19 protein-coding genes, 1 tRNA gene, 1 rRNA gene, 2 pseudogenes and 1 riboswitch are annotated in these 24,920 nt (G+C 64.3%); of the genes and pseudogenes, 12 read left to right on the top strand and 11 right to left on the bottom strand.

From position 1 onward, the window contains the following. Positions 1–24: 24 nt before the first annotated feature. Positions 25–399: a response regulator gene (locus A5906_RS10245; protein ID WP_080135048.1), complete on the bottom strand. Its 375-nt coding sequence runs from the start codon at positions 397–399 to the stop codon at positions 25–27. A 36-nt stretch (positions 400–435) separates the two neighbouring features. Beyond that, positions 436–1,314 (bottom strand): MJ0042-type zinc finger domain-containing protein, encoded by an 879-nt coding sequence (locus A5906_RS10240; RefSeq protein WP_080135258.1) that lies wholly within the window; start codon positions 1,312–1,314, stop codon positions 436–438. Between the two features lie 162 nt (positions 1,315–1,476). Between A5906_RS10240 and ftsE the strand changes: the two genes are divergently transcribed. From ftsE to A5906_RS10220, 4 genes are all read left to right on the top strand, one after another. After that, a complete protein-coding gene (gene ftsE / locus A5906_RS10235) occupies positions 1,477–2,136 on the top strand; it encodes a cell division ATP-binding protein FtsE (RefSeq protein WP_063694655.1) in 660 nt (219 codons plus the stop codon). After that, the gene (locus tag A5906_RS10230; RefSeq protein ID WP_080135047.1) at positions 2,129–3,097 is read left to right on the top strand and encodes a cell division protein FtsX; all 969 of its coding nucleotides are present in this window, start codon (positions 2,129–2,131) and stop codon (positions 3,095–3,097) included. The genes ftsE and A5906_RS10230 overlap by 8 nt, the downstream gene beginning before the upstream one ends. 248 nt (positions 3,098–3,345) lie before the next feature. After that, positions 3,346–4,050, top strand: coding sequence for a YdcF family protein (locus A5906_RS10225; protein WP_080135046.1), 705 nt, complete (start codon positions 3,346–3,348; stop codon positions 4,048–4,050). Between the two features lie 23 nt (positions 4,051–4,073). Continuing rightward, on the top strand, positions 4,074–4,847 hold the full coding sequence (locus tag A5906_RS10220; RefSeq protein ID WP_080135045.1) for a lysophospholipid acyltransferase family protein: 774 nt from the start codon (positions 4,074–4,076) through the stop codon (positions 4,845–4,847). Positions 4,848–4,944: 97 nt separating this feature from the next. Here A5906_RS10220 and A5906_RS10215 read toward each other — a convergent pair whose 3' ends face one another. Then, on the bottom strand, positions 4,945–5,553 hold the full coding sequence (locus tag A5906_RS10215) for a gamma-glutamylcyclotransferase (RefSeq protein WP_080135044.1): 609 nt from the start codon (positions 5,551–5,553) through the stop codon (positions 4,945–4,947). 110 nt (positions 5,554–5,663) lie between these two features. On the opposite strand from A5906_RS10215, the gene A5906_RS10210 reads away from it, so the two are divergent. Further along, on the top strand, positions 5,664–6,848 hold the full coding sequence (locus A5906_RS10210; protein ID WP_080135043.1) for a DUF2125 domain-containing protein: 1,185 nt from the start codon (positions 5,664–5,666) through the stop codon (positions 6,846–6,848). Positions 6,849–6,956: 108 nt separating this feature from the next. Here the strand turns inward: A5906_RS10210 and A5906_RS10205 are convergent, their stop codons facing one another. The 3 genes from A5906_RS10205 to A5906_RS10195 are packed head-to-tail and all read right to left on the bottom strand — an operon-like array spanning position 6,957 to position 9,873. Further along, positions 6,957–7,895, bottom strand: a complete 939-nt coding sequence (locus A5906_RS10205) for a prephenate/arogenate dehydrogenase family protein (RefSeq protein ID WP_080135042.1) — start codon at positions 7,893–7,895, stop codon at positions 6,957–6,959. Then, positions 7,892–8,989 (bottom strand): histidinol-phosphate transaminase, encoded by a 1,098-nt coding sequence (gene hisC / locus A5906_RS10200; RefSeq protein ID WP_080135257.1) that lies wholly within the window; start codon positions 8,987–8,989, stop codon positions 7,892–7,894. Before hisC ends, A5906_RS10205 begins: the two co-directional genes overlap by 4 nt. Before the next feature lie 35 nt (positions 8,990–9,024). Next, positions 9,025–9,873 carry a chorismate mutase gene (locus A5906_RS10195; protein ID WP_080135041.1) on the bottom strand — a complete coding sequence of 283 codons (849 nt, stop codon included), beginning with the start codon at positions 9,871–9,873 and terminating at the stop codon, positions 9,025–9,027. 205 nt (positions 9,874–10,078) lie between these two features. Beyond that, positions 10,079–10,158: riboswitch (SAM riboswitch) on the top strand. Positions 10,159–10,248: 90 nt separating this feature from the next. Here A5906_RS10195 and metX point away from each other — a divergent pair. The 3 genes and pseudogenes from metX to A5906_RS44190 form a co-directional block, all read left to right on the top strand. Then, complete coding sequence (gene metX, locus A5906_RS10190) at positions 10,249–11,451, top strand: homoserine O-acetyltransferase MetX (protein ID WP_080135256.1); 1,203 nt, start codon at positions 10,249–10,251, stop codon at positions 11,449–11,451. After that, positions 11,435–11,888, top strand: a pseudogene (locus tag A5906_RS10185) (methionine biosynthesis protein MetW); the annotation flags it as partial. The gene metX and the pseudogene A5906_RS10185, both read left to right, overlap by 17 nt. 2 nt (positions 11,889–11,890) lie before the next feature. Then, a pseudogene (locus A5906_RS44190) lies at positions 11,891–12,090 on the top strand (methionine biosynthesis protein MetW); the annotation flags it as partial. 109 nt (positions 12,091–12,199) lie between these two features. On the opposite strand, the gene A5906_RS10180 reads toward A5906_RS44190, so the two are convergent. Beyond that, positions 12,200–13,063, bottom strand: a complete 864-nt coding sequence (locus A5906_RS10180; protein WP_080135040.1) for an alpha/beta fold hydrolase — start codon at positions 13,061–13,063, stop codon at positions 12,200–12,202. A 213-nt stretch (positions 13,064–13,276) separates the two neighbouring features. Between A5906_RS10180 and A5906_RS10175 the strand changes: the two genes are divergently transcribed. Next, positions 13,277–13,921, top strand: a complete 645-nt coding sequence (locus A5906_RS10175; RefSeq protein WP_080135039.1) for a TIGR02594 family protein — start codon at positions 13,277–13,279, stop codon at positions 13,919–13,921. Positions 13,922–14,041: 120 nt separating this feature from the next. On the opposite strand, the gene A5906_RS10170 is transcribed toward A5906_RS10175, so the two are convergent. Beyond that, positions 14,042–14,830: an MOSC domain-containing protein gene (locus A5906_RS10170; RefSeq protein WP_080135038.1), complete on the bottom strand. Its 789-nt coding sequence runs from the start codon at positions 14,828–14,830 to the stop codon at positions 14,042–14,044. A 239-nt stretch (positions 14,831–15,069) separates the two neighbouring features. Here A5906_RS10170 and clpB point away from each other — a divergent pair, with 239 nt between their 5' ends. After that, positions 15,070–17,709, top strand: coding sequence for an ATP-dependent chaperone ClpB (gene clpB / locus A5906_RS10165; RefSeq protein WP_080135037.1), 2,640 nt, complete (start codon positions 15,070–15,072; stop codon positions 17,707–17,709). Between the two features lie 75 nt (positions 17,710–17,784). On the opposite strand, the gene A5906_RS10160 is transcribed toward clpB, so the two are convergent. The 3 genes from A5906_RS10160 to A5906_RS10150 all read right to left on the bottom strand — a co-directional run bounded on the left by A5906_RS10160 (position 17,785) and on the right by A5906_RS10150 (position 22,114). After that, on the bottom strand, positions 17,785–18,051 hold the full coding sequence (locus A5906_RS10160) for a hypothetical protein (protein WP_080135255.1): 267 nt from the start codon (positions 18,049–18,051) through the stop codon (positions 17,785–17,787). 227 nt (positions 18,052–18,278) lie between these two features. Next, positions 18,279–19,898 carry a Vgb family protein gene (locus A5906_RS10155; RefSeq protein WP_080135036.1) on the bottom strand — a complete coding sequence of 540 codons (1,620 nt, stop codon included), beginning with the start codon at positions 19,896–19,898 and terminating at the stop codon, positions 18,279–18,281. A gap of 152 nt (positions 19,899–20,050) precedes the next feature. Continuing rightward, complete coding sequence (locus A5906_RS10150) at positions 20,051–22,114, bottom strand: M23 family metallopeptidase (RefSeq protein ID WP_080135035.1); 2,064 nt, start codon at positions 22,112–22,114, stop codon at positions 20,051–20,053. Between the two features lie 1,021 nt (positions 22,115–23,135). On the opposite strand from A5906_RS10150, the gene A5906_RS10145 reads away from it, so the two are divergent. Beyond that, a 16S ribosomal RNA gene (locus A5906_RS10145) occupies positions 23,136–24,624 on the top strand. Between the two features lie 190 nt (positions 24,625–24,814). Next, positions 24,815–24,891, top strand: a tRNA-Ile gene (locus A5906_RS10140). Positions 24,892–24,920 lie beyond the last annotated feature (29 nt).

The raw sequence follows: 24,920 nt of genomic DNA, 5'->3' as shown, positions 1-24,920 counted from the left end.
CGCAAAGACGATGTGGCGATACCGCTACCCCTTCTTCGCCGCCAGTGCATCCGCCACCGCCGTGCGGATATCCGCCACCGAGAACGGCTTTGTCACGACGTCATGTACCAGCGCATTCAAGTTTGACGCGCGCTCGCGCTGATCGGCAAAGCCCGTCATCAGCAAAATCGTCAGGTCGGGGAAGTCGCGCGCGGCGGACAGGGCCAGCGCGATGCCGTCCATCACCGGCATCTGGATGTCGGTGAGCAGCAGGTCGAAGGCGCCGTCCTCGCGGGTCAGGATCTCCAGCGCCTCGGCACCGTCCTGCGCCGTCACGGTCACGTGTCCGTCCATGGCGATGGCGCGCGCCACCAGCGTGCGCATCGAATCCTCGTCGTCGGCGATCAGGATTTTCGACATGAGACCAACCTTGGGATCAATCGCCCGCTCGGCCGATTATACGCTGCCGCCGGCGATGTCGCGCCGGTTGAAGAAGCGGACGTCGATGTTGCGGCCCTCCGGCGGGGGCGAAGCCAGGCGCGAGCGGAAGAAGGCGCGCTCGCCGGGCTGCAGCACGGTCTGTTCCAGCACAGTATTCCAGGCGTAGATCTCCGCGCCCTGAGCGTCGCGCACGGCAAACCGCAGCCGCGGGATATCGAGCGGCTTCTTGCCCTGGCCGACGATCACGCCCTCGATCACCAGCACCTGCTTACCGTCAACGGTCTCGCTGGAGAGCTTGACGTCCTTGAAGGCCAGCCCGCGCAGGTTCACCTCGAGCCCGACCATCTTGTAGAAGGCCGCCGTCTGCGGCAGCAGGCGCACCACGTCGCCGCGCCACATGATCAGGGCCAGCACCAGGGCGGCCATAGCGGCGCAGGCGGTCGGCAGGCCGAAATATGATTTTCGCGGCGCCACAGTGGGGACCGGACGCTTGACCCGCGCGCCGCGCCGGCTGAACAGGCTGCGGAACCAGGATTGATGCTGCGCGCCGGCGGCGTCTTCCTCGGCCGCCCGGGCCGCTGCTGACCACTCATCCTCGATCTCCTGGGCGTTGTCGGCCGGCCAGTCGCTGGCGATCGACGGGCTGTCGACCACCGGGGGGTCGGCGGCGTTATCGTCCTTGGCATAGGAGTTCCACTGCTCGGCGAGGTCGGACTGGTCGTCGGCCCGGCTGGCTGCCGCCAGGGCCGGGACGGACGCCTCCTCGACGGCGTCCTCGGCATAGGCGACCCAGGTCTCCTTGCAGCGGGAGCAGCGGACCGTCCGTCCGTTCGCCCCCAGGCTCGCGGGCTTGATCGCGTAGGATGTCGTACAATGAGGGCAGACGATATGCATGGACGAGCCTTGATGCATGGACTGGTCTTGGAGAGCCGGTTGCCCTGGATGCTACAAGGCGACCGTTAACGAATCGGAAACCATAACGGTCGCAAAAACCGTTGATCGCGTGAGGCAGCGCGCCGCGGCGCGCCTGTCGCCCCCTCTCGAACGGAGCTGAGCTTGGTTCGGTTCGAAAATGTCGGATTGCGTTACGGTCTGGGGCCGGAGATCCTGCGCGACCTCAGCTTCCAGATCCCGGCGCATTCCTTCCAGTTCCTCACCGGCCCATCCGGCGCCGGCAAGACCTCGCTGCTGCGCTTGTTGTTCCTGTCGCATCGGCCGACGCGCGGCCTCGTCAATCTGTTCGGCCACGACATCTCGCAGCTCGGCAAGGACGAGATCGCGGACCTGCGCAAACGCATCGGCATCGTGCTGCAGGACTTTCGCCTGCTCGACCACATGACGACCTACGAGAACGTCGCGCTGCCGTTCCGTGTCATGGGCCGCAGCGAGTCGAGCTATCGCAAGGAGGTCATCGACCTTCTGCGCTGGGTCGGGCTCGGCGAGCGCATGGATGCTTTGCCGCCGATCCTCTCTGGCGGCGAGAAGCAGCGCGCGGCGATCGCGCGCGCCGTGATCTCGCGGCCGCAACTGCTGCTCGCGGACGAGCCGACCGGCAGCGTCGATCCGACGCTCGGCCGCCGCCTGCTGCGGCTTTTCATCGAGCTCAACAAATCAGGCACCGCCGTCATCATCGCCACCCACGATATCGGCCTGATGGACCAGTACGAGGCGCGGCGGCTGGTGCTGCATCAGGGACGGCTGCACGTCTATGAATAGGACCGACGAGCGCGGCGTGCTGGTCGATCTCGGACAGGAGCGTCCGCAGCTTCCGGCCAAGGCGCGCAACATGTCGCCGATCGTGCCGCGCGCCTCGATCCACGGCCGCGCGCTGGTCGCCGTCGTCGCCATCATGACCTTCCTGGCGTCGATGACCACGGGCACGGTGCTCCTGGTCAGCGCCTCCGCCGCGGAGTGGCAGTCGGAGGTCGCGAGCGAAATCACCATCCAGGTCCGCCCGCAAACCGGACGCGATCTCGACCGCGACACCGCGGCCGTGACCGAGGCGATGCGCGCGCAGCCCGGCATCGTCGAGGTCAGGCCGTTCAGCAGGGACGAGAGCGGCAAGCTGCTCGAGCCCTGGCTCGGCACGGGACTGTCGATGGACGATCTGCCGGTGCCGCGCATGATCATCGCGCGCGTGCAGCCCGGCACGCCGCTCGATCTCGGTGCCTTGCGTGCCCGCGTGACGCAAGTGGCGCCAAGCGCCAGCGTCGACGATCACCGAGCCTGGATCGAGCGCATGCGCTCGATGACCAATGCCACCGTGCTCGCCGGCCTCGGCATCCTCGCGCTCGTCATCATCGCGACCATCATCTCGGTGTCGTTCGCGACCCGCGGCGCCATGGCGGCGAACCGCCCGATCGTCGAAGTGCTGCACTTTGTCGGCGCCGGCGACCGCTACATCGCCAACCGCTTCCTGCGCCATTTCCTCAGGCTCGGCCTCGAAGGCGGCGTAATCGGCGGCGGCGCCGCCATGCTGGTGTTCGGCTTCTCCGAGTCGATCGCCGGCTGGTTCTCCGGCACCCCGGTCGGGGATCAGTTCGCGGCGCTGCTCGGCACCTTCTCGCTGCGGCCGTCCGGCTATGTCGTGCTCGCGGTGCAGGCGGTCCTGATCGGCGCCATCACGGCGGTCGCATCGCGTCAGACACTGTTCGCGACGTTGAATGATATTGATTGAGTGTGGGGGATGAGCTCGCCCGCGCTTTCTTCGCCTCTCCCCGCTTGCGGGGTGAGGCCGGAATGCGCGCTGCAAGCGGGGATTCCGGGCGAGGGGGACTCTCCGCGAGTCCAACTGCCACCGTCCCCGCGGAGAGCCCCCCTCACCCCAGCCCTCTCCCCGCAAGCGGGGCGAGGGAGCGCGCCACCGGATTCCACTTCGCCTCAAAACGTCCTAAAATCGTCCAGGGAAGGGATCACCGACATCGCATGACCTCGCTGACCGACGATCGATCGCCGAAACTGCCGCGCGGCTGGCTGCGCGCGGCCGTGGTATCGATGATCGCGCTCGCCTTCGTCGGCGCGGCGGCGGGCTTCGTCGGGTTCCTGTCGCAGATGCGCGGCGCCGAGATCGCGCCGGATCGCAAGGCCGACGGCATCGTGGTCCTGACCGGCGGCTCCTCGCGGGTGTCGGACGCGATGGAGCTGTTGGCCGCCGGCTATGGCAAGCGGCTGCTGATCTCCGGCGTGCATCCGACCTCGACAGCGAGCGACATCTCGCGGACCTTGCCGGAGAACCAGTCCTTCATGACCTGCTGCGTCGACCTCGACCGCTCCGCGCTGACGACCCGCGGCAACGCCGCGGAAGCGCGGCGCTGGGCCGAGGGAAGACGGTTCAAGTCGCTGATCGTGGTCACCTCGAATTATCACATGCCGCGCGCGCTGGTGGAATTCTCGCATGCGATGCCGGAAACGACGCTGATCCCATTCGCGGTGGTCGGCGACAAATGGCGCGAGGAGCCGTGGTGGACCTCGGCGTCGACCCTGCGGCTGCTCCTGTCCGAATACGTCAAGTACATCGCGGCCGAACTCAGGGTGCGGCTGGAGGATTTCGGGATTGACCTTTCGCCCGAGATGTCGGAGCAGCCTGCAGGTCAGCAGCCGAGGCGGCCCGCCACCGCCCAGGCGAATTGATCGGCAAATTAATCGGATCGTCGATGCTTCTGATTTTCCTGCGCTCGCTCGTGTTCAACGTGCTGTTCTACACCGTCTTGGTGTGCCTTGCGCTTGTGGCGCTGCCGACCTTCGCGTTGCCGCCGCGTGCCATGCTCACGGTCGCCGGATGGTGGGCGAAGGCGACGCTGGTCCTGATGCGCGTGATCTGCAACATCAAGGTGGAATTCCGCGGTGTCGAGAAGATTCCGCAGGGACCGCTGGTGATCGCCGCCAAGCACCAGTCGTTCTGGGAAACGTTCGTGCTGCCGGGTTTCTTCCACCGCCCGATCTTCATCCTCAAGCGCCAGCTCCTGCAGATTCCGGTGTTCGGCCAGTTCCTGGTCAAGACCGGGATGATCGCGATCGATCGCAATGCCGGCGTGAAGGCGCTGCTCGACATGACGCGGCGCGCGCGCGAGGCGGTCCGCAGCGGAAAGCAGCTCGTGATCTTTCCGGAAGGCACGCGCCGTGCGCCGGGCGCTCCGCCCGACTACAAGACCGGCTTCGCCCAGATCTATTCGTCCTGCGGCGTGCAATGCCTGCCGGTCGCGCTCAATTCCGGCCTGTTCTGGCCGCGCCGGACCTTCATGCGCTATCCCGGCACGCTGGTGGTCGAGTTCCTCGATCCGTTGCCGCCCGGCCTGCCTAAGGACGAGTTTCTCTCCCGCGTGCAGACGGTCATCGAAGAGGCGACAGGTTGCCTCGTCGAGGCGGGCCGCAGGGAGCAGGAGCGGTTGATCGGCAGCGCGCCGAGCTACGCGCCGTCGGAGAGCTAAAGCATGATCCGGAAAAGTGCGAAGCGGTTTTCCGGAAAGATCATGCGCAAACAACGACCTAAAGCGCGATGACGATTCATCGAAATCTCATCGCGCTTTAGCGGCTCTCTCGATCCTCAGGCGCCGGCGCGTGCAGGGGATGGGCATCACCATGCAGCATGGTCGCGAGTTGATGCAATTGCGTGTCGCGAAAGCCTTCGGCCTCGATCGCCTTCACCGTTGCCGTCACGTAGTCGCGGTTGGCGCCGGACTGGCCGTGGCCCTGGACGACATGGCGGTGCTGGTCGGCGAGCGACAGCCGGCCGGCATATTGCACATGGCCGCGGTCGACCACATAGGCAAGCGCGGAGACGCGCTGGCGCGCATCGTTCTCCAGCCACACCGAGCGCATCACCTCGCGATAGACCGACGTCACCTGCTCGCGTTCGCGCAAATAGGCGACGACGTCGGCGCGGTTCTTTTCAGCGACACGGAAGGCAATGCCCCGGCAGGCGCCGCCGCGGTCGAGCCCGAGCACCAGGCCCGGCTTTTCCGGCGTGCCGCGATGCACGAAGGAATAGACGCAGAGCGCGCGGTGCTCGCCGACCAGCCGCGCCGGGACGCGTTCCTCGAATTCGAAGCCCGGTCGCCACATCAGCGAGCCGTAGCCGAACACCCAGAGGTCGCCCTTGGCTGTGGTGACGGAGGGGAGGGTGATTTCCGACATTTCGGGCACGGCTACCAGAATGAGGGCCCCAAGCGAAGCGGATTCTCAGCCTTTCGGGGCGGCCGAACCTCGCTTACATTTGACAAAATCTGGGGCCAAAGGGTCGCCGCATGTCCGATACGACCGTTGCCACAGGCCGCCGCTCCCGTTGGGGCCTTTTCATCGCACCCGTCCTCCTGCTGATCCTTGCCCTCGCGTGGACTGGCTTCTGGTTCTATGCCGCGTCGCAGGCAGAAGTCGCCGCAGACGCCTGGCGCGCGCAGGAGGCCAAGTCCGGCCGCATTTATGATTGCGCCAAACGCTCGATCGCAGGCTTCCCGTTCCGCTTCGAGGTCCAGTGCTCAGGCGCCAGCGTCGCCCTGGTCTCGCAGAACGCCAGCAAGACGCCGTTCACGGCCAAGCTCGACAACATCCTGGTGGTCGCGCAGGTCTACGATCCCAAGCGCGTCATCGCCGAATTCTCAGCGCCGGCGACGCTGACCGACGGCGTCACGCAAAGCACCTTCGTGGTGAACTGGAGCAAGGGCCGCAGCAGCGTCTTCGGCCTGCCGGCCGTGCCGGAGCGCGCCTCCCTCGTGTTCGACGATCCCAATATCAACCGGCTGGACGGCAGCGTGCAGGTGCCGCTCGCGCGCGCCAAGCAGGTCGAACTGCATGGCCGCCTCGCGGACGGCTCGCCGGCCGATCATCCCGTCATCGAGACCGTGCTCCACGTCGCGCAGGGCAGCGTCCAGGGCGTTCATCCCCTGCTCGCCGAGCCGTTCGAGGCCGACACGCGCGCCAAGGTCACCGGCCTCTCCGACCTCACGCCGAAGCCCTGGCCGCAGCGCTTCCGCGAGATCCAGGCCGCCGGCGGCCATATCGAGATCGTGCAGTCGCGGATCCAGCAGGGCGAGATGATCGCGGTCGCGGCCGGCACGCTTGGCCTCTCGGCCAATGGCCGACTCGACGGCGAGCTACAGATGACGGTGACCGGCCTCGAGCGCGTGATCCCGGCGCTCGGCATCGAGAAGATGCTGGAAGAGGGCGTGCCGCAGGCAACGCTCGATCGCGTCGCGCCCGGCGTGAAGTCGCAGGATCTCAACAATCTGTTCGGCGCGCTCGACCGCGCCGTTCCCGGCCTCGGCAAGGTCATCAAGCAGAACGCCAATGCCGGCGTTGCCGCCGGCATCAATTCGATCGGCACCGAGAGCACGCTCGAGGGCAAGAAGGCGCGCAGCTTCCCGCTGAAGTTCGTCGACGGCGCGGTGCTGCTCGGCCCGATCAAGGTCGGCCAGATCCCGCCGCTGTATTGATGCCGCCGTCATTGCGAGCGAAGCGAAGCAATCCAGACTTTCACCTCGGAAACAGTCTGGATTGCTTCGTCGCAGGAGCTCCTCGCAATGACGACGGAATGACAGGAGCTACGGCTTCTTCTCGAGCTGCCCGTGCTGGCGGCCGAAATCGGCTGCCGCCGAATCCTGGCCGATCTCGACGATGCCGCGGCGGATGGCGCGGGTGCGGGTGAAGTGATCGAACAGCGCGTCGCCGTCGCCGCGCCGGATGGCGCGGGTGAGCTTGGCGAGATCCTCGGTGAAGGTGCCGAGCATCTCCAGCACGGCCTCCTTGTTGGCGAGGAAGACGTCGCGCCACATGGTCGGATCGGACGCCGCGATGCGGGTGAAATCGCGAAAACCGCCGGCGGAGAACTTGATGACCTCCGATTCCGTCACCTGCGCCAGCTCGTCGGCAGTGCCGACGATGGTGTAAGCGATGAGATGCGGCAAATGGCTGGTGATCGCGAGCACGAGATCATGATGATCCGGCGTCATCACCTCGACCTTGGCGCCCATCGCCGCCCAGAAGGCGCGCAAGTGAGCGACGGCCCCGGCGTCGGTCCCATCCGGTGGCGTGAGAATGCACCAGCGGTTGATGAAGAGCTCGGCGAAGCCGGAATCCGGGCCCGAATGCTCGGTGCCCGCCACCGGATGAGCCGGCACGAAATGAACGCCTTGCGGCAGATGAGGCGCCATGTCCTTCACCACCGCGCCCTTGACCGAGCCGACGTCCGAGATGATTGCGCCGGGCTTGAGGTGCGCAGCAATTTCCTGCGCGACGGGCCCGCAGGCGCCGACGGGAATGCAGAGGATGACGAGATCGGCGTCCTTTACGGCCTCCGCATTGGTCGCGACGACCTTATCGACGATGCCGAGCTCGATGACCCGCGCGCGCGTCTTCTCCGAGCGCGCGGTGGTGACGATCTCGGAGGCTAAGCCCTGAAGCTTCGCAGCGCGCGCGATCGAGCCGCCGATCAGGCCGAAGCCGATCAGCGCGACGCGCTGGAAGTGCGGGTTCGTGCTCATTTGCCGGCCATGAAGTCGCGCAAGGCATCGACGACGAGGCGGTTGGCCTCCTCGGTACCGATGGTCATGCGCAGGGAATGCGGCAGCCCGTAGTTCTTCAGCGCGCGCAGCACGAGGCCGCGCTTGGTGAGGAAGGCGTCGGCGTCGTCCGAGCTCCTGCCCTTGTCGGTCGGAAAGTGGATCAGCACGAAATTGGCGACGCTCGGCGTCACCTTCAGGCCGAGCTTGCCGATTTCCTCCGTCAGCCAGTTGCGCCAGGTCTCGGTGAACTGTTTCGACATCGCCTGATGCGCAGTGTCCTCGATCGCGGCGACCGCGGCGTACATCGCCGGCGTCGACACGTTGAAGGGACCGCGGATGCGGTTGACCGCGTCGATGATGTGCTCGGGCCCGAACATCCAGCCGATGCGCAGCGCGGCAAGGCCATGGATCTTGGAGAAAGTGTGCGTCACCACCGTGTTCTCGGTGGTGGCGACGAGCTCGATGCCCATCTCGTAATCGTTGCGCGAGACGTAGTCGCAATAGGCGGCGTCCAGCACCAGCAGAACGTGCGAGGGCAGGCCGGCGCGCAGACGCTTGACCTCGTCGAACGGGATATAGGTGCCGGTCGGGTTGTTCGGATTGGCGAGCCAGACCAGCTTTGTCTTCGGCGTCACCGCCTTCAGGATGGCGTCGACGTTGCACGTGAGGTTGGTCTCCTCCGCAATCACATTCCTGGCGCCGACCGCCATGGTCGCGATCGGGTAGACCAGGAAGCCGTGAGTGGTCGAGATCGCCTCGTCGCCCTGGCCGAGATAGGTGTGGGCGAGCAGGTTGAGGATCTCGTCCGAGCCGGCGCCGCAGATGATGCGGTTGGGGTCGAGACCGAAAGAGCGGCCGATCGCCTCGCGCAGCACGCGCGAGGTGCCTTCCGGATAGTCTTCCAGATGATCCGCCACGCGCTTGAAGGCCTCGATCGCCTTGGGCGAGGGCCCGAACGGCGTCTCGTTGGCCGAGAGCTTGAACACCTTGCGGCCCGGCTCCGGCACCGGGCTCTTGCCGGGCGTGTAGGGCGCAATATCGAGAATGCCGGGGTTCGGCACGGGGCGGGACATCTTCAACTCCGGATAGGCTTTAGGCGGTACGCGATTTACGATTTTGGCCCGGTCGGGGCCACCGTATAGCGCGTTGCGTGGCTGCCGACGAGGGCCGTGGAGCGCACCGAGGCTCCCGCCTCGATCAGGGCAGCCTTGATTTTGTCGATGCTGCTTGCGCTGGTGACCGAGATCAGCAGCGCGGCTCCGTCGAAGGCGGTATCGGGCACCGCCACGATGTCGGCGAGCGGCGACAGCGCCCGCGCGATCTCGGCATTCCACCCTGACACGCGCACGCTGAAGGTCTCGACCTCCGTCACCAGGGCGCTGTCGGCGACGCGCGAGATCGCGAACACGGGCAGCGCGGCCGGGTGGTCGGCACGCTCGACGAAGGGCAGTCGCGCGATGATCTTCGGTGCGCCTGCTGCTTCCAGCTCCAGCCACCACGGCGTGCGGCTGGACGTTGCCGAGACCAGGGCCAGATCGCCCTTGGATTTCGCCACCGCTTCGACCGCGGCCTGCGCGCTGAAATGCGCGACGTAGGGTACCGTGAAACCAAAATGGAAACGCACGGAATCGCGCATCGCAGGCTCGCTCACCGAGATGTCGGCGTGCACGGAGAACGGGGCCTGCACGTAGGTGAAGGTCGAGATGATGACGCGCCAGATGCTCTCGACGGTGTCGAGCGGCAGGATGCCGCGATGACGCTGCACGATCTCGCGCATCATGGAGGCCTCGCGCGCCGGGCGGAACGCCGAGCCGACCTCCTGGGTCTGCTTCACCTGGATCAGGCGGTCGATGATGTCGCCGCGCTGCATCAGCAGGCGATGCATGCCCTCGTCGATCGCGTCGATCTCCTTGCGCAATTCCTGCAATGATGGTGGCGCGGGCGGACGTTGGGACATATCTGACAGGACTGTTGAGAGGCGTTCCAATGCGGGCCGGCCAAAGAGACTGGTAAGGTCCGATCCGCTGCGATCGACGTCCTGATTAGGCAGTCAGGGCGACGAAAGCAAAGAGAAATGACGGCCTGTTGGGCCGGCGAGGCAGGGACGAATTTGGCTGATCCGGACCGCGACTTGACGAAAACCGCCCAAGCCGGTAGGTTTTTGCCTGTTCCGTGGTCATTTGAGCCGGCCGGCTTGCAGCCACGTTAAAAAACTCGCTAAACAGGCCGGGGACGCTTCCGATCCCGGCCGAACCTATCGTTCAGGCCGGGTTTTTCATGGCCTGATGTCAATGCGGTCCGAGGTTTGATCGCAAACGAGGTCGATGGTCAGATGGTTGGCGTCAAGTCGATTCCGAGTCCCGCGATCAGTGCCGACGATCGCTCGCATGAGGTGGATCATCCGAGCTCGCAGGTCGCGTATTTCGCCGCCGACCAGCCGTTGCCGCTCGATTGCGGCGTCGACCTTTCGCCGTTCCAAATCGCCTACCAGACCTATGGCGAGCTCAATGCCGACCGCTCCAATGCAATCCTGATCTGTCATGCGCTGACCGGTGACCAGCACGTCGCCAATGTGCATCCCGTCACCGGCAAGCCCGGCTGGTGGGAGACCCTGGTCGGGCCGGGCCGGCCGCTCGATCCCGACAGGTACTTCATCATCTGCTCCAACGTGATCGGCGGCTGCATGGGTTCGACCGGGCCGGCGTCGATCAATCCCGCCACCGGCAAGGTGTGGGGTCTGGAATTCCCCGTGATCACGATTCCCGACATGGTGCGCGCGCAGGCGATGCTGATCGACCGGCTCGGCATCGAAACGCTGTTCGCGGTGGTCGGCGGCTCCATGGGCGGCATGCAGGTGCTGCAATGGACCGCGGCCTATCCTGCCCGCGTGTTCTCCGCGCTGGCGATCGCCTGCTCGACACGGCACTCGGCACAGAACATCGCGTTTCACGAGCTCGGCCGTCAGGCCGTGATGGCCGATCCCGACTGGCACAATGGCGGCTACGCCGATCGCGGCATTCATCCGCATCGCGGCCTCGCGGTGGCACGGATGGCGGCCCACATCACCTATCTCTCCGACGCCGCGCTGCATCGGAAGTTCGGCCGGCGCATGCAGGATCGCGAGCTGCCGACCTTCTCGTTCGACGCCGACTTCCAGGTCGAATCCTATCTGCGCTACCAGGGTTCGTCCTTCGTCGAGCGCTTCGACGCCAACTCCTATCTCTATTTGACGCGCGCGATGGACTATTTCGACATCGCCGCCGACCATGGCGGCGTGCTGGCGACGGCGTTCGCTGGCATCCAGACCCGCTTCTGCGTCGTGTCCTTCACCAGCGACTGGCTGTTTCCGACCTCGGAATCGCGCGCGCTGGTGCATGCGCTGAACGCCTCGAGCGCGCGGGTGTCGTTTGCCGAGATCGAGACCGATCGCGGCCATGACGCCTTCCTGCTCGACGTGCCCGAGTTCTTCGACATCTCCCGCGCCTTCCTGCAATCGGCCGGCAAGGCGCGCGGACTGAATGGCAATGGTGGCTAGGATGTCAGTGCAGGAAGTGCTGCCGCTGGGCGGCGTTGCGGCCGGGCAGCCCGGCCAGGTTCGCGCCGATCATCTGCTGGTGGCCGAGATGGTCAAGCCGGGCTCGAAAGTGCTCGACGTCGGCTGCGGCGACGGCGACCTGCTTCAGCTGCTCGAGGCCCGCGGCATCGACGGCCGCGGCATCGAGCTGTCGCGCGAGGGCGTCAACCGCTGCGTCGCCAAGGGCCTCGCGGTGGTGCAGGGCGACGCCGATACCGACCTCGTCAACTATCCCGATGATGCCTTCGACTACGTGATCCTGTCGCAGACGCTCCAGGCGACGCGGCAGCCGAAGGTCGTGCTGGAGAACCTGCTGCGCATCGGCCGCCGCGCCATCGTGTCGTTCCCGAATTTCGGCTTCTGGAAGATGCGGCTGCAGCTGCTGATCGGCGGTCACANNCCTGGTACGACACCGCCAATATCCATTTCTGCACCATCAAGGATTTCGTCGAGCTCTGCGATGCGATCAACGTTAAGATGGAGCGCTCGGTGGCGCTCGATCTCTATGGCCGCCCGGTGCCGCTGAACCTGCCCTGGTGGGTGTGGAACATGTTCGGCGAGCAGGGCGTGTTTCTGCTGACGCGTGGCGGGGGAAAGTGACGCCGTCGGCGTCATTGCGAGCATAGCGAAGCAATCCAGCTTTCCGCGGAGGGATTCTGGATTGCTTCGCGACGCTCGCAATGACGGAGTGTGTGGTGACGGCGTCGCCTTAATGCGACGCGAGCGACCGCGGATCACGCGCCGGCCATCGTCCAGCCTCTACCAGCGTCACGAACCGCTCCACGCTCTCGTTGAACAACGCCGGCTCCTCGAGATTGAGCACATGGCCCGACTTCGGAAACATCGCGAGCCCTGCGGCCGGCAGATGCTTCTTCAGGAACAGGCTCGCTCCAATGCACGGATCGTCCTCGTCGCCGCAGATGATCAGCGCGGGCGTTGTTACCTTCTTGACCGAATCCGTCATCGTGTAGATCGAGGGCCGGCCGCCCTGGAAGCCGCGCATCGTGTTGGCCGAACCCTTCGCATCGTGGCGCGCCAGCGCGGCGTAGAAATCGGCGTGGCCGCGCGGATCTTTCACCAGGAAGGGAATTCGGCTCGGCGCCTCACGCGTGATCTTGGCGACTTCGGCTGAGCCCAGCGTCTCGAACTGCTCCGCGTTGGCACGGCACTGCTTGCGCCAGACATCGAGGTTCTCGAGCTCCGAGCCGGAGCCGACGCCGGCCAGCGTCATCGACAGCGCGCGCTGCGGCGCGTTCAAGCCGATCTGCAGTGAGGAATAGGCGCCCATCGACAGTCCGACGAGATGCGCGCGCTCGATTCGGAGATGGTCGAGCACGGCAAGCGCATCGGTGTAGAAATGCGTGTAGGTGTAGACCGCGCCATCAGGTACGTCCGACGGCGTGTAGCCGCGCGCCGAATAGGTGATGCAGCGGTGGCCGCGCGAGAAGTAGCGCATCTGCGGCTCCCAATTGGTGTAGTCGGCCGCGAACTCGTGCAGAAAAATAATCGGCGTTCCCTGGCCCGCCTCTTCGAAATAGATGCGGACGTCATCCCTGGTCGTGGCGTGGGGCATTAACCGTTTCCCTCTCTTCAAGCCGCTTTGCAGGATCGCAGTTAATGTTGGTGTCCGCAATGCGGCAGCATCGCACCAGCATTGACGCAAGATCATCGCAGCTATTCACCTGCGTGGCGTCTTTTTCTCGCCACATCCGGAAGCTTTACGCCCCGGCGGATGTCGGCCACCGCACGGGCCGACGGGAAGAGGGGTGTCAACGAAGGATGAAGAATGTTTGAGTTGTTTGCGTTCCGCCTGTCGCGTTGTGTCGTCGCGCTGGCGGTTTTCTTCGCGGCGGTTGCCGCATTCGTTTCTCCGGCCTCGGCGCGGCCGCATCATCGTCATAGCGCAGAGCGGCACGCTTACGTGCACCATGCCAGACATCATCATTACCGCCATCATGCGCGCAGCTCGCGCTTCGAGCGCAGCGGGGCGCAGTTGCAGGCGAGTGGCTTTGCGGACACCCAGGCCAGCTACAATCCGAATGCCAGTGCCGGCGGCGCGGGCATGGGCGGCGGCTTCGCTGGAGGATCAGGCCTCGTGTCCGAGGCGCGCCGCTATCTCGGTGGCAATCCGACCGGGCGCGGCAGCCTGTGGTGCGCGCGTTTCATGAACATGGTGCTTGAGCACACCGGCCATCATGGCACCGGCTCCGACATGGCGAGCTCGTTCGCGCGCTACGGCACGCGCGTGTCCGGCCCGCAGGTCGGCGCCATCGCGGTGATGTCGCGCGGTCGGCGCGGCGGCCATGTCGGCATCATCACGGGCATCGATGCGCAGGGCAATCCGATCATGATCTCCGGCAACAATGGCAACCGCGTTCGCGAAGCGCCGGTCTCGCGCGGCCGGATCTATGCGTATGTGATGCCGAACTGATCGTCGCCGTCGTCATTGCGAGCGAAGCGAAGCAATCCAGAATCCCTCCGCGGAAATCGTTCTGGATTGCTTCGTCGCTTCGCTCCTCGCAATGACGGAGTGCGTGGAGCCCGCGCAAGCTCACACCAATCTCGGCTCTTCGACCGCAACCGCATCGCCGACGCCGATCTCACCACCCTCGATCACCTCGGCATAGATGCCGCAGTCCATATGACCGAGATGGCGCGAGAGCGTCGGCGGGATCTCGAGATCGCGCCTGGCGGTCACGGGATCGACATTGGTGGCCGGGCAGCGAACGATCCGCTTGACCACCTTCAGCCGGGCCTCGCCGATCGCGAGCGTCTGGCCGACGAGGTCGAGCTCCGACCAGGCCGGCCAGCCTTTCACGTAAAGATTGGCGCGGAAGCGCAGCGGATGCACGGCAGTGCCGCCGAGCATGGCCTCGATGGCGCGGACGCTGTTCAGATTGATGATGGACACGACCTTGCGGGCGACGTCGGAAAAGCTGTGGCCGCGGCCGGACAGGACCTTTGGCGGGCCCTTCAGCTCCGGCTGGAAATTTTCGGTGAAATAGCTCTCGATGGCGGCGCGCCCGGCGGCCGTCTCGAGATCACCGCTGGCGACGATCTGGCCGTCCTTGCGGATGGTCAGGCGGTTGGTTGCGTCCTCGAAGCGGCTGTCGAGGGAGGCTAGGCGCTCATTGCGCGCCAGCATCAGGAACTGGATTTTCGGCTTCCATTCGGGCGCCTCGGGGTCGAAGCCGCTCGGGCCGTTCTCGATGGCGTAGCGGCGGTCGGCGGGCAGGGTTTCCCCTCGCCGCAAGTGGACGCGGGAGAGGGGCTCCGGTGTCAGGCCCTTGATCGGATAGCGGTAGAGCCCGGTAATCTCGGCAGTTTGGCTGGTTGTCATGCCGCTACTTAGGGGATTCGATCTGCTGGTGCCAAGTCGGCGGATCACCGCACGAAATTGTGAAGTCGCCTCTTTCGCATCCGCAACCCGCTTCCCACATCTCCCTCAGGCTGGCGGCCACGCCGGTTCACGATGACCGTTACCGGTTGAGAAACGTCAATGCGGTAATCGGAAACCCAATGAAGATGCCAATTGGGGTGCCTTAGAGGGCCCCAGGGGCAGGCCGAGGGAAAGAAAAGATGAATATCGACAAATATACTGAACGCTCCAGGGGCTTCATCCAGTCCGCGCAGTCGCTCGCGGTGCGTGAGGGGCACCAGCAGTTTTCCACCCTGCACGTGCTGAAGGTCCTCCTGGACGACAATGAGGGGCTCGCTTCGGGTCTGATCGACCGCGCCGGCGGCAATTCCCGTGCGATCCTGAAGGCGACCGAGGACGCCCTGAACAAGGTGCCGAAGGTCAGTGGCGGCGGTGCCGGCCAGATCTATCTGGCGCCCGAGCTCGCGCGCACCTTCGACGCCGCTGAGAAGGCCGGCGAGAAGGCCGGCGACAGCTTTGTGACCGTCGAGCGGCTGCTGCTCGGCCTCACGCTGGAGAAGACCAGCGAGGCCGGCGCGATCCTCAATAAGGGCGGCGTCACCCCGCAAAACCTCAACGCGGCGATCGAGGCGCTGCGCAAGGGGCGCACGGCCGACTCGGCGACCGCCGAGAACGCCTATGACGCGCTGAAGAAATATGCCCGCGACCTGACCCAGGCGGCGCGCGACGGCAAGCTCGACCCGGTCATTGGCCGCGACGAGGAGATTCGTCGCACCATCCAGGTGCTGTCGCGCCGGACCAAGAACAATCCCGTCCTGATCGGTGAGCCCGGCGTCGGCAAGACCGCCATCGCGGAGGGCCTCGCGCTGCGCATCGTCAACGGCGATGTGCCGGAGAGCCTCAAGGACAAGAAGCTGCTGTCGCTCGACCTTGGCGCATTAATCGCGGGGGCCAAATACCGTGGCGAGTTCGAGGAGCGGCTGAAGTCCGTCCTCCAGGAGGTGACCGCGAGCGAGGGCAATTTCATCCTGTTCATCGACGAGATGCACACGCTGATCGGCGCCGGCAAGGGCGACGGCGCGATGGACGCCTCCAACCTGCTCAAGCCGGCGCTCGCCCGCGGCGAGCTGCACTGCATCGGCGCGACCACGCTCGACGAGTATCAGAAGCACGTCGAGAAGGATGCGGCGCTGGCGCGGCGCTTCCAGCCGATCTTCGTCAGCGAGCCCTCGGTCGAGGACACCATCTCGATCCTGCGCGGCCTGAAGGACAAGTACGAGCAGCATCATGGCGTGCGCATCACCGATTCCGCGCTGGTGGCGTCCGCGACGCTGTCCAACCGCTACATTACCGACCGCTTCCTGCCCGACAAGGCGATCGATCTTATGGACGAAGCCGCGGCGCGGCTGAAGATGCAGGTCGATTCCAAGCCGGAGGAACTGGATACGCTCGACCGTGAGATCATCCGGCTCAAGATCGAGCAGGAGGCGCTCAAGAAGGAAAGCGATCTCGGTTCCAAGACCCGTCTCGAATCGCTCGAGAAGGAGCTGGCTGAGCTGGAAGAGAAGTCGGCGGCGCTGACGTCGCGCTGGAGCGCGGAGAAGAACAAGCTCTCCAACGCCCAGAAGCTGAAGGCCGAGCTCGACGCACTTCGCGTCGAGCTCGCCAATGCGCAGCGGCGCGGCGAATTCCAGAAGGCCGGCGAGCTGGCCTATGGCCGCATTCCGGAGCTCGAGAAGAAGCTCGCCGACATCGAGGCGCGTGAAGGCACCAGTGAGATGATGGAGGAGGCGGTCACCGCCAACCATATCGCACAGGTGGTCTCGCGCTGGACCGGCGTGCCCGTGGACAAGATGCTGGAGGGCGAGAAGGAGAAGCTCCTGAAGATGGAGGAGCAGCTCGGCACTCGCGTCGTCGGCCAGGCGGAGGCCGTGCGCGCGGTCGCAACCGCCGTGCGCCGCTCGCGCGCGGGCCTGCAGGACCCGAACCGCCCCACAGGCTCGTTCATGTTCTTGGGCCCCACCGGCGTCGGCAAGACCGAGCTGACCAAAGCCTTGGCCGAGTACCTGTTCAACGACGAGACCGCGATGGTCCGCCTCGACATGTCCGAGTTCATGGAAAAGCACTCGGTCTCGCGGCTGATCGGCGCGCCTCCGGGCTATGTCGGCTACGATGAGGGTGGTGCGCTCACCGAAGCGGTGAGACGCCGACCCTATCAGGTCGTGCTGTTCGACGAGATCGAGAAGGCGCATCCGGACGTCTTCAACGTTCTGCTGCAAGTGCTCGACGACGGCCGCCTGACCGACGGCCAAGGCCGCACGGTCGACTTCCGCAACACGCTGATCATCATGACCTCGAACCTCGGTTCGGAATTCCTGGTGAACCAGCCGGAGGGCGAGGATACGTCTGCCGTGCGCGAGCAGGTGATGGGAACGGTGCGGGCGCATTTCCGCCCCGAATTCCTCAACCGCGTCGACGAGATCATCCTGTTCCACCGCTTGCAAAAGAGCGAGATGGGCCGGATCGTCGAGATCCAGTTCGCCCGGCTGCAGAAGCTGCTGACCGATCGCAAGATCGTGCTGAGCCTCGATGCCGCCGGCCGCGACTGGCTCGCGTCCAAGGGGTGGGATCCCGCCTACGGCGCACGGCCGCTGAAGCGGGTGATCCAGCGCTACCTGCAGGATCCGCTCGCCGAAATGATCCTGGCCGGCGACGTCAGGGACGGCGATACGGTGGCCATTTCCTCCGAAGGCAACGTGCTGACCTTCAACGGCAAGGCCCCGCAGACCGCGGAGATCGCCCCGTTCGAGGCGCCGGTCTCGAAGCGCAAGCTGAACTGAGCGTCATCGCGACGTGAAAACGACTACCGCCCCGGAGAGGCCTGCCTCTCCGGGGCGGATCATTTTAGTCAGATCCTAGCCTGTTGCAGAGGCGGAGTCGGGCTCAGCCGGTCCAACCTCGTCGTCGTCCTCTTCGAGCTCCGACAGGATATCGACAAGCTCGCGTACCCGTCCCTGCGCCAGTGGCCGCAAATCGTTGATCATGGGTTCGTCATTGGCGAGCCAGGCCTGGGCTTCGGCGAGCTCGTCGATGGTGGCACCGGTGCCAATGATGCTGGCGATGGTCAGGTCGTCAGCTCCGCTGACGGCCTTGATGACGTCCTCTCGTGTCAAAGGCTGCATGGCTTCATCCCTTTGCCGCTGCACCGTGCATCTCAACCAAATGGCCATCGTGTCGGTTCCGCGACTGGCAGACCGGCCTGCGCTGGGGGGCAGATGCCGGTGGGAGACCGCGCAGTCCCGGCGGTGCATCCTTACCGGAATCAATCGCGTGACTACAATTTTGACGCGCTGCACGTGAAAGGGGGTGTTTGAAAGAGACACGGACAGGGCTTTAACGCGCCCGCGACTTATTTCTTCACTACCTTGTAGATCGCGTTCTCGACGTCCGAGCTGAAGTAGATAACCCCCGTCGCGCCGATCGCCACGCCAGTCGGAATATGCGTCGGCAGGCCGCCCGGCGCGCCTGTCAGGCCGATCGGAAGATTGGCCGCGATCTCGGTGACCTTGCCGGTGTCTGGCGCGATCTCGATCAATCGCTTCGCGCCCACCTCCGCCACGATCAGCTTGCCGTCGCTGCCGCGTGCGATACCCTCGGGCATCTTCAACTCCCTGGCGAGCACGGTTTTCTCGCCGTTGCTGTCGATTCGGGAGACGGCGCCCGCAAAGGCCTCGGTGACATAGACCTCGTCGGCTTTCCCACCAACGAGCCCGACCGGTCCCTCAAGGCCGCCAATCAGCGTGGTGCGATCCTTGCCGTGCTCGCCGCTGACGCGGACCAGCGACTTGGTGCCGAGCTCGGCCACCAGGATGCTGCCGTCCGCGAGCACGATGGCGTCATGCGGCGCCTTGAAGCCGTGCAGCATGTCGCGCGTCGTGCTGGTCTTGCCGTCGATCACCTGCACCGTGCCCGTGAACCAGCTCGACAGGACCACGTCGTTTCCCTTCGCCGTGGCGCTCATCGGATATTCGAGTGTGACGCCGGCGGCGTGCATGCGCGCCTTCTCGCTGACCTCGCCGGTTGCACCGTCCACCGTGCGATAGGCAAACACGTCGGCGACGTGGATGGTGTCCCTGCCATTCTCCGAGGTGACGCTGATGCCGCCAGGCAAAGCGAGCCTGCCGATGATGATCTGTCTGGCCTGTCCGGTCGCCGGATCGACCTGCTGAATGCCGTTGTCGGCCATGTTGGAGACGTAGATTTGGTCCTTGTCGTCGATGGCGAGATTGTCCAGCGACGGCTTCAGCTGCGCGACCATGGTCTTGGCGCCCGATTTGGGATCGACCCGCACGAGCTGGCCGAGCGCGGTGTCGACCACAAAAAGGTTGCCCTTGGAGTCGAAATTCACGGCGGCCGGCACCTTGAAGCCGTCGGCGACGACGGTCAGCTCGGCCTTGTCGACGTCGACCCTGGCGACCTGTCCCTTGAACCAGAGCGGACCGTAGAGCTTGTCGTCGGGACCGAACTCGAAACCGTTGAGACCGCCCATCTTCTCCATGATCTGGCGCGGCGGCTTGACGCCCTCGACGTCGATCTCGTAGAGGGTGTCGCCGAGGAAGACGGTCGTGGCATAGAGCCTGCCGTCCTTGCGGAACGCGAGTGAGTTGATGCCCGGGAGCCCGGAAGCGAGCTTCTTGATTGGGCCGTCCGCCCTGCGCGAATAGAGATCGCCGGTCAGGAAGCCGGTCCAGGCCATCGTGCCGTCGGGCGCGAACGCGATGTCGTCGGCCATCCCGATGGGCGAGGGGATTGCAACCTTGGCGGTACCGCTGGCGATATCGACCTCGTAGAGCATTGCGCCCGCGACGCTGCCGGCAAACAAATGGCCGGCCTTGTCGATCCCGAGCCCGTGCACGCCGTGGAATGCCGAGCCCGGAACGAGCCTAGTCACCTCCCAGTTTTCCGCGGATGCGCTCGGAATCGAGAAAACCGCAGCAATCAGGGCCGCGCAGGCGAGCCTGTTCTTCATGGCGAGACCTCCCGTTTTTTGGAAAGTATTCGCCCGTCATGCGGCTTTGGCAAACGAAACTTGAAATTGTGGCGCCGTGAAGCGGCCACGCTTCGCAGCGTCCGATTCGATCGTGTTTGAAGATGTCCGGACGGTGTCGGGCGGTTACCGACTTAGCGGTTCGTCACCTGCAACGGTCCACCCGTTGCATCCGATATCCGCGCGATGGCGCCGCCACGGCCGCTCATCATGCCATCGAGCCGGTCGCGTTCCTTCTCGAAGCCTGCGAGCATCGGACCTTCCAGCGACCGTCCGCGCGGCAGTTTCACGCGCAGCGGATCGACGAAGCGGCCGTTGACCAGGATTTCGTAGTGCACGTGCGGGCCGGTCGACGCGCCGGTCGAGCCGACGAAGCCGATGACCTGGCCCTGGCGGACCTTCTTGCCGGCTTCCATTCCCTTGGCGTAGGCCGACATGTGGCCGTAGGCCGTCTCGTAACCGTTATTGTGCTTGATGCGGACATATTTGCCGTAGCCGCCCTCGGTGCCGATCTTTTCGATCACGCCGTTGCCGGAGGCGAAGATCGGCGTGCCGTAGGCGGTGGCCCAGTCGACGCCGGTGTGCATCTTCACATAACCGAGGATCGGATGGCGGCGGCCGCCGAAGCCGGAGCGCATGATGGCGTTGTTGACGGGCTTTCTGACCAGGAACTTCTTCGCGCTCTTGCCGGTCTCGTCATAGTAGTCGACGACGCCGTCGTCGGGACTCTGGTAGCGGTAGTATTTCTTGGTCTCGCCGCCGACCGTGAGGGAAGCGAACAGCACGTCGTTCTTTTCGCTCGACGTCACGCCCTCGTCTTCGCCGGCATAGAAGACGTCGAAGGAATCGCCCGGCTGCACCTTGCGCTGGAAATCGACGTCGTAGGAGTAGATCTTGATCATGTCCTCGATGACCGGCATCGGGACCTTGTTGCGCATCGCGGTCTCGTAGATGCTCTGGTACAGCCGGACGCCGGTGCCGTCATCGTCGTCATCGTCGTCGCTGTTGGCGTTGGTCGTGGCGTCCGCGACGGTGTTCATGCTGGAGACGTCGACCGCGACGTATTTGCCGAGATCGGACAAGGCCGCGATAGCCTCGACCATGGTGTCGTTTGCAACCACGACGCGATAGGGCTGGAGCCGGGCGCCGGGGCTTGCGGGCGCCATCAGGATGCGGAGCTTCTCGCCTTCCTTCAGGCCGCCGTCGCGGCCGCGGGGGCCGAGCGTCGCGGTGATCGCCTTGATCTCGTCGGCCGTGGCGCCGAGATCGCGCAGCACGGAGCCGACGCTGTCGCCCTTCTTGACCAGATGGACGCGTTCACCGTTGGGATTGCCGCCGGTGATCTGTTCCTTGGTCTTCGGCAGCAGCGTGACGTTTTCCGGCACCACACGCGTCTCGAAGCCGGCATAGGGATCAGATGGTGACACCTCGGTGGCGTAGGCCATCTTGATGTCGGACGGGCCGGTCGCGCCGGACACGTCGGCGGCGGCATTGGCGAGCGAGGCGTAGCGCACCCCGCCATTGCCGCGCCAGTTGGCGGCATCGCGCACCCGCATCAGGATGTCGTCGAGCGCCACCAGCGCGGAAATCTTGGCCTTCGGCAGCACCGGCGACAGGTCCTTGGTCACGAAGGAGACCTCGGCGTCGGGCTCGACGGCTTCGGGATTGTTCGGATCGTCCGACGCCGTCTTCGGATCGGAACCGACGTCGGTGAGAAGACGCTGGGCGTTGAAAGGCGGAATCTTCGCCGACAGGTCGCTCGTCGTCATCGACAGATTGCCGGCAATCCGCACGAAGGGGCGCACCCGCATCACGTCGCGGTTGCCGACGCGGGCGACCGTCGAGACGCGCACGATGTTGCGCGAGGCGGTGGATTCGCTGGGCGGCGGGAGACGATCGCTCTTGTGCAGCGTCGCGGCGCGATCAGCTGCGCCGAACGCACCCCGCAGCGCGCCTTCGACCCGTTCCGGAACCTTGGCGAAGGTCATCTCGCCGTCCAGAGACGCGAAAACGGCGCCGCCGATCAGGGCTGCGCCGCAAAGTCCGGTCAGAATTGTACCGCTGAACCATTGTACCGAGACGCGACGGCGATCGATGACGGCAGCTTCGGAACCATCGACGGACAACGGCGGCTCGTGGCCGAGATCGATGATCCCGGTCTCACGCCCATAAGCGCCGCGTGACGTCCTGTGGTTCAACCCAAGTCCCCCAATCAACGACCCAAGAGGCCTATACCAGCAGGCCCATGCCAGCCAGGTTTCGAGCCCCTTCCTGGTCACCCTCTTCGAGGGGCATCGCAGAAACGGGCAAGCCGCACAGGCGTCCGCGGTCAGAAGGCCCCGATGACGGGCCGGCCGAAATTACGAACAGCTAAGCGGAAAAAGATCTCTCGATGTCTCTCGAATGTCTGAAGAAGGCCGCTTCATCGGTATGATCGCCTTCCTCTGACCCCACGCAAATCGCAGGCAGCCCCCACTGGCATCCCTGCGATTCAAGCTTGTCTCTTATCAGAACGCCGCGGGATTGTGGCTCAAGTACGGCGCCTAATATCGAAAAAGTTTCCTGAACGGCCGGGCGCCGGGGCTTTGGGGCGGGGCGCCTGGGGCCGCCTCCAGCCCCCCTCAGGAGCCCCTCCCGAGCCCCCTGGGACCCAAACTTTTTTTCAGATTTTTTGCGGCGCGGCTCCATCCCGCGCGTTCTGCGGCCTCCTAATGGCTTGGAATCACTTGAATTTTTTTGCCAATCCACTGTGCGACGATTTGTTGACGATTGGCGTTGACAGCCCGGAAGGTGGGGCCTATAACCCCAACCACTGAGCGCGGCGCCGCCGGGTCACTGACCAAGGCGAGCGAACGCGCCACTGATGCTCCTCACCTTGTTGAGTGACACAACAGCCGACACCAGTCGGTTGGAGTTCATCCATCGTCGGTAAGGGTGTCGGAACCCTTCCTCTCAGGAAGGTTGGAGCCTCTCCGGCTCCGGGCTGTTTGACAAGTGAAGATGAAGAAAGAGAAACGTGGACGGCGGAGTCCTTGCGGGTCTCGCTTCTGAAAAGCTTCGGCTTTTCTGATCGAGACCGGACGAAAGACTTCGGCGGTACACGTTTCAAAGGAAACACCATCGTTGCCAGCGATGTGAATCGCAGGCAGCACATCGACTTCGGTCGATAATGGTGGGACCTCGTCAAACGTTGTGATCAGCCGGTTCAAAGTTCAAGTCCAACTTGAGAGTTTGATCCTGGCTCAGAGCGAACGCTGGCGGCAGGCTTAACACATGCAAGTCGAGCGGGCGTAGCAATACGTCAGCGGCAGACGGGTGAGTAACGCGTGGGAACGTACCTTTTGGTTCGGAACAACACAGGGAAACTTGTGCTAATACCGGATAAGCCCTTACGGGGAAAGATTTATCGCCGAAAGATCGGCCCGCGTCTGATTAGCTAGTTGGTAGGGTAATGGCCTACCAAGGCGACGATCAGTAGCTGGTCTGAGAGGATGATCAGCCACATTGGGACTGAGACACGGCCCAAACTCCTACGGGAGGCAGCAGTGGGGAATATTGGACAATGGGGGCAACCCTGATCCAGCCATGCCGCGTGAGTGATGAAGGCCCTAGGGTTGTAAAGCTCTTTTGTGCGGGAAGATAATGACGGTACCGCAAGAATAAGCCCCGGCTAACTTCGTGCCAGCAGCCGCGGTAATACGAAGGGGGCTAGCGTTGCTCGGAATCACTGGGCGTAAAGGGTGCGTAGGCGGGTCTTTAAGTCAGGGGTGAAATCCTGGAGCTCAACTCCAGAACTGCCTTTGATACTGAAGATCTTGAGTTCGGGAGAGGTGAGTGGAACTGCGAGTGTAGAGGTGAAATTCGTAGATATTCGCAAGAACACCAGTGGCGAAGGCGGCTCACTGGCCCGATACTGACGCTGAGGCACGAAAGCGTGGGGAGCAAACAGGATTAGATACCCTGGTAGTCCACGCCGTAAACGATGAATGCCAGCCGTTAGTGGGTTTACTCACTAGTGGCGCAGCTAACGCTTTAAGCATTCCGCCTGGGGAGTACGGTCGCAAGATTAAAACTCAAAGGAATTGACGGGGGCCCGCACAAGCGGTGGAGCATGTGGTTTAATTCGACGCAACGCGCAGAACCTTACCAGCCCTTGACATGTCCAGGACCGGTCGCAGAGACGTGACCTTCTCTTCGGAGCCTGGAACACAGGTGCTGCATGGCTGTCGTCAGCTCGTGTCGTGAGATGTTGGGTTAAGTCCCGCAACGAGCGCAACCCCCGTCCTTAGTTGCTACCATTTAGTTGAGCACTCTAAGGAGACTGCCGGTGATAAGCCGCGAGGAAGGTGGGGATGACGTCAAGTCCTCATGGCCCTTACGGGCTGGGCTACACACGTGCTACAATGGCGGTGACAATGGGATGCGAAGACGCAAGTCCTAGCAAATCTCAAAAAGCCGTCTCAGTTCGGATTGGGCTCTGCAACTCGAGCCCATGAAGTTGGAATCGCTAGTAATCGTGGATCAGCACGCCACGGTGAATACGTTCCCGGGCCTTGTACACACCGCCCGTCACACCATGGGAGTTGGTTTTACCTGAAGACGGTGCGCTAACCCGCAAGGGAGGCAGCCGGCCACGGTAGGGTCAGCGACTGGGGTGAAGTCGTAACAAGGTAGCCGTAGGGGAACCTGCGGCTGGATCACCTCCTTTCTAAGGATGATCCTTCAGCGAGCTCACGCTCACTATCGGATCGTTTTAGAAACATCAGTGGCCAACAGATCGCCAGATCGTTGAGCTGCATTGGCGGGATTTCGCCGTCTTCGTTTCTCTTTCTTCGCGGACGAACACGCGCTGGGCCTGCAACGGCAGGATCCGGGGTCCTTAACGGGATATGCGTTAGGGGCTTGTAGCTCAGTTGGTTAGAGCGCGCGCTTGATAAGCGTGAGGTCGGAAGTTCAAGTCTTCCCAGGCCCACCACTTTCATCGAGTGAGCATTCGTCTTCTGG

This window comes from Bradyrhizobium sacchari, from assembly GCF_002068095.1.
In the GTDB taxonomy this organism is placed as follows: Bacteria; Pseudomonadota; Alphaproteobacteria; order Rhizobiales; family Xanthobacteraceae; genus Bradyrhizobium; species Bradyrhizobium sacchari.
This window is presented reverse-complemented; position numbering and strand designations above follow the sequence as displayed.

What these genes read in the sequence shown, in the direction of transcription:
- A5906_RS10245 (WP_080135048.1), bottom strand. Translation starts at nt 399, where the DNA reads ATGTCGAAAATCCTGATCGCCGACGACGAGGATTCGATGCGCACGCTG.
- A5906_RS10240 (WP_080135258.1), bottom strand. Translation starts at nt 1,314, where the DNA reads ATGCATATCGTCTGCCCTCATTGTACGACATCCTACGCGATCAAGCCC.
- A5906_RS10230 (WP_080135047.1), top strand. Translation starts at nt 2,129, where the DNA reads ATGAATAGGACCGACGAGCGCGGCGTGCTGGTCGATCTCGGACAGGAG.
- A5906_RS10225 (WP_080135046.1), top strand. Translation starts at nt 3,346, where the DNA reads ATGACCTCGCTGACCGACGATCGATCGCCGAAACTGCCGCGCGGCTGG.
- A5906_RS10220 (WP_080135045.1), top strand. Translation starts at nt 4,074, where the DNA reads ATGCTTCTGATTTTCCTGCGCTCGCTCGTGTTCAACGTGCTGTTCTAC.
- A5906_RS10215 (WP_080135044.1), bottom strand. Translation starts at nt 5,553, where the DNA reads ATGTCGGAAATCACCCTCCCCTCCGTCACCACAGCCAAGGGCGACCTC.
- A5906_RS10210 (WP_080135043.1), top strand. Translation starts at nt 5,664, where the DNA reads ATGTCCGATACGACCGTTGCCACAGGCCGCCGCTCCCGTTGGGGCCTT.
- A5906_RS10205 (WP_080135042.1), bottom strand. Translation starts at nt 7,895, where the DNA reads ATGAGCACGAACCCGCACTTCCAGCGCGTCGCGCTGATCGGCTTCGGC.
- hisC (WP_080135257.1), bottom strand. Translation starts at nt 8,989, where the DNA reads ATGTCCCGCCCCGTGCCGAACCCCGGCATTCTCGATATTGCGCCCTAC.
- A5906_RS10195 (WP_080135041.1), bottom strand. Translation starts at nt 9,873, where the DNA reads ATGTCCCAACGTCCGCCCGCGCCACCATCATTGCAGGAATTGCGCAAG.
- metX (WP_080135256.1), top strand. Translation starts at nt 10,249, where the DNA reads ATGGTTGGCGTCAAGTCGATTCCGAGTCCCGCGATCAGTGCCGACGAT.
- A5906_RS10180 (WP_080135040.1), bottom strand. Translation starts at nt 13,063, where the DNA reads ATGCCCCACGCCACGACCAGGGATGACGTCCGCATCTATTTCGAAGAG.
- A5906_RS10175 (WP_080135039.1), top strand. Translation starts at nt 13,277, where the DNA reads ATGTTTGAGTTGTTTGCGTTCCGCCTGTCGCGTTGTGTCGTCGCGCTG.
- A5906_RS10170 (WP_080135038.1), bottom strand. Translation starts at nt 14,830, where the DNA reads ATGACAACCAGCCAAACTGCCGAGATTACCGGGCTCTACCGCTATCCG.
- clpB (WP_080135037.1), top strand. Translation starts at nt 15,070, where the DNA reads ATGAATATCGACAAATATACTGAACGCTCCAGGGGCTTCATCCAGTCC.
- A5906_RS10160 (WP_080135255.1), bottom strand. Translation starts at nt 18,051, where the DNA reads ATGCAGCCTTTGACACGAGAGGACGTCATCAAGGCCGTCAGCGGAGCT.
- A5906_RS10155 (WP_080135036.1), bottom strand. Translation starts at nt 19,898, where the DNA reads ATGAAGAACAGGCTCGCCTGCGCGGCCCTGATTGCTGCGGTTTTCTCG.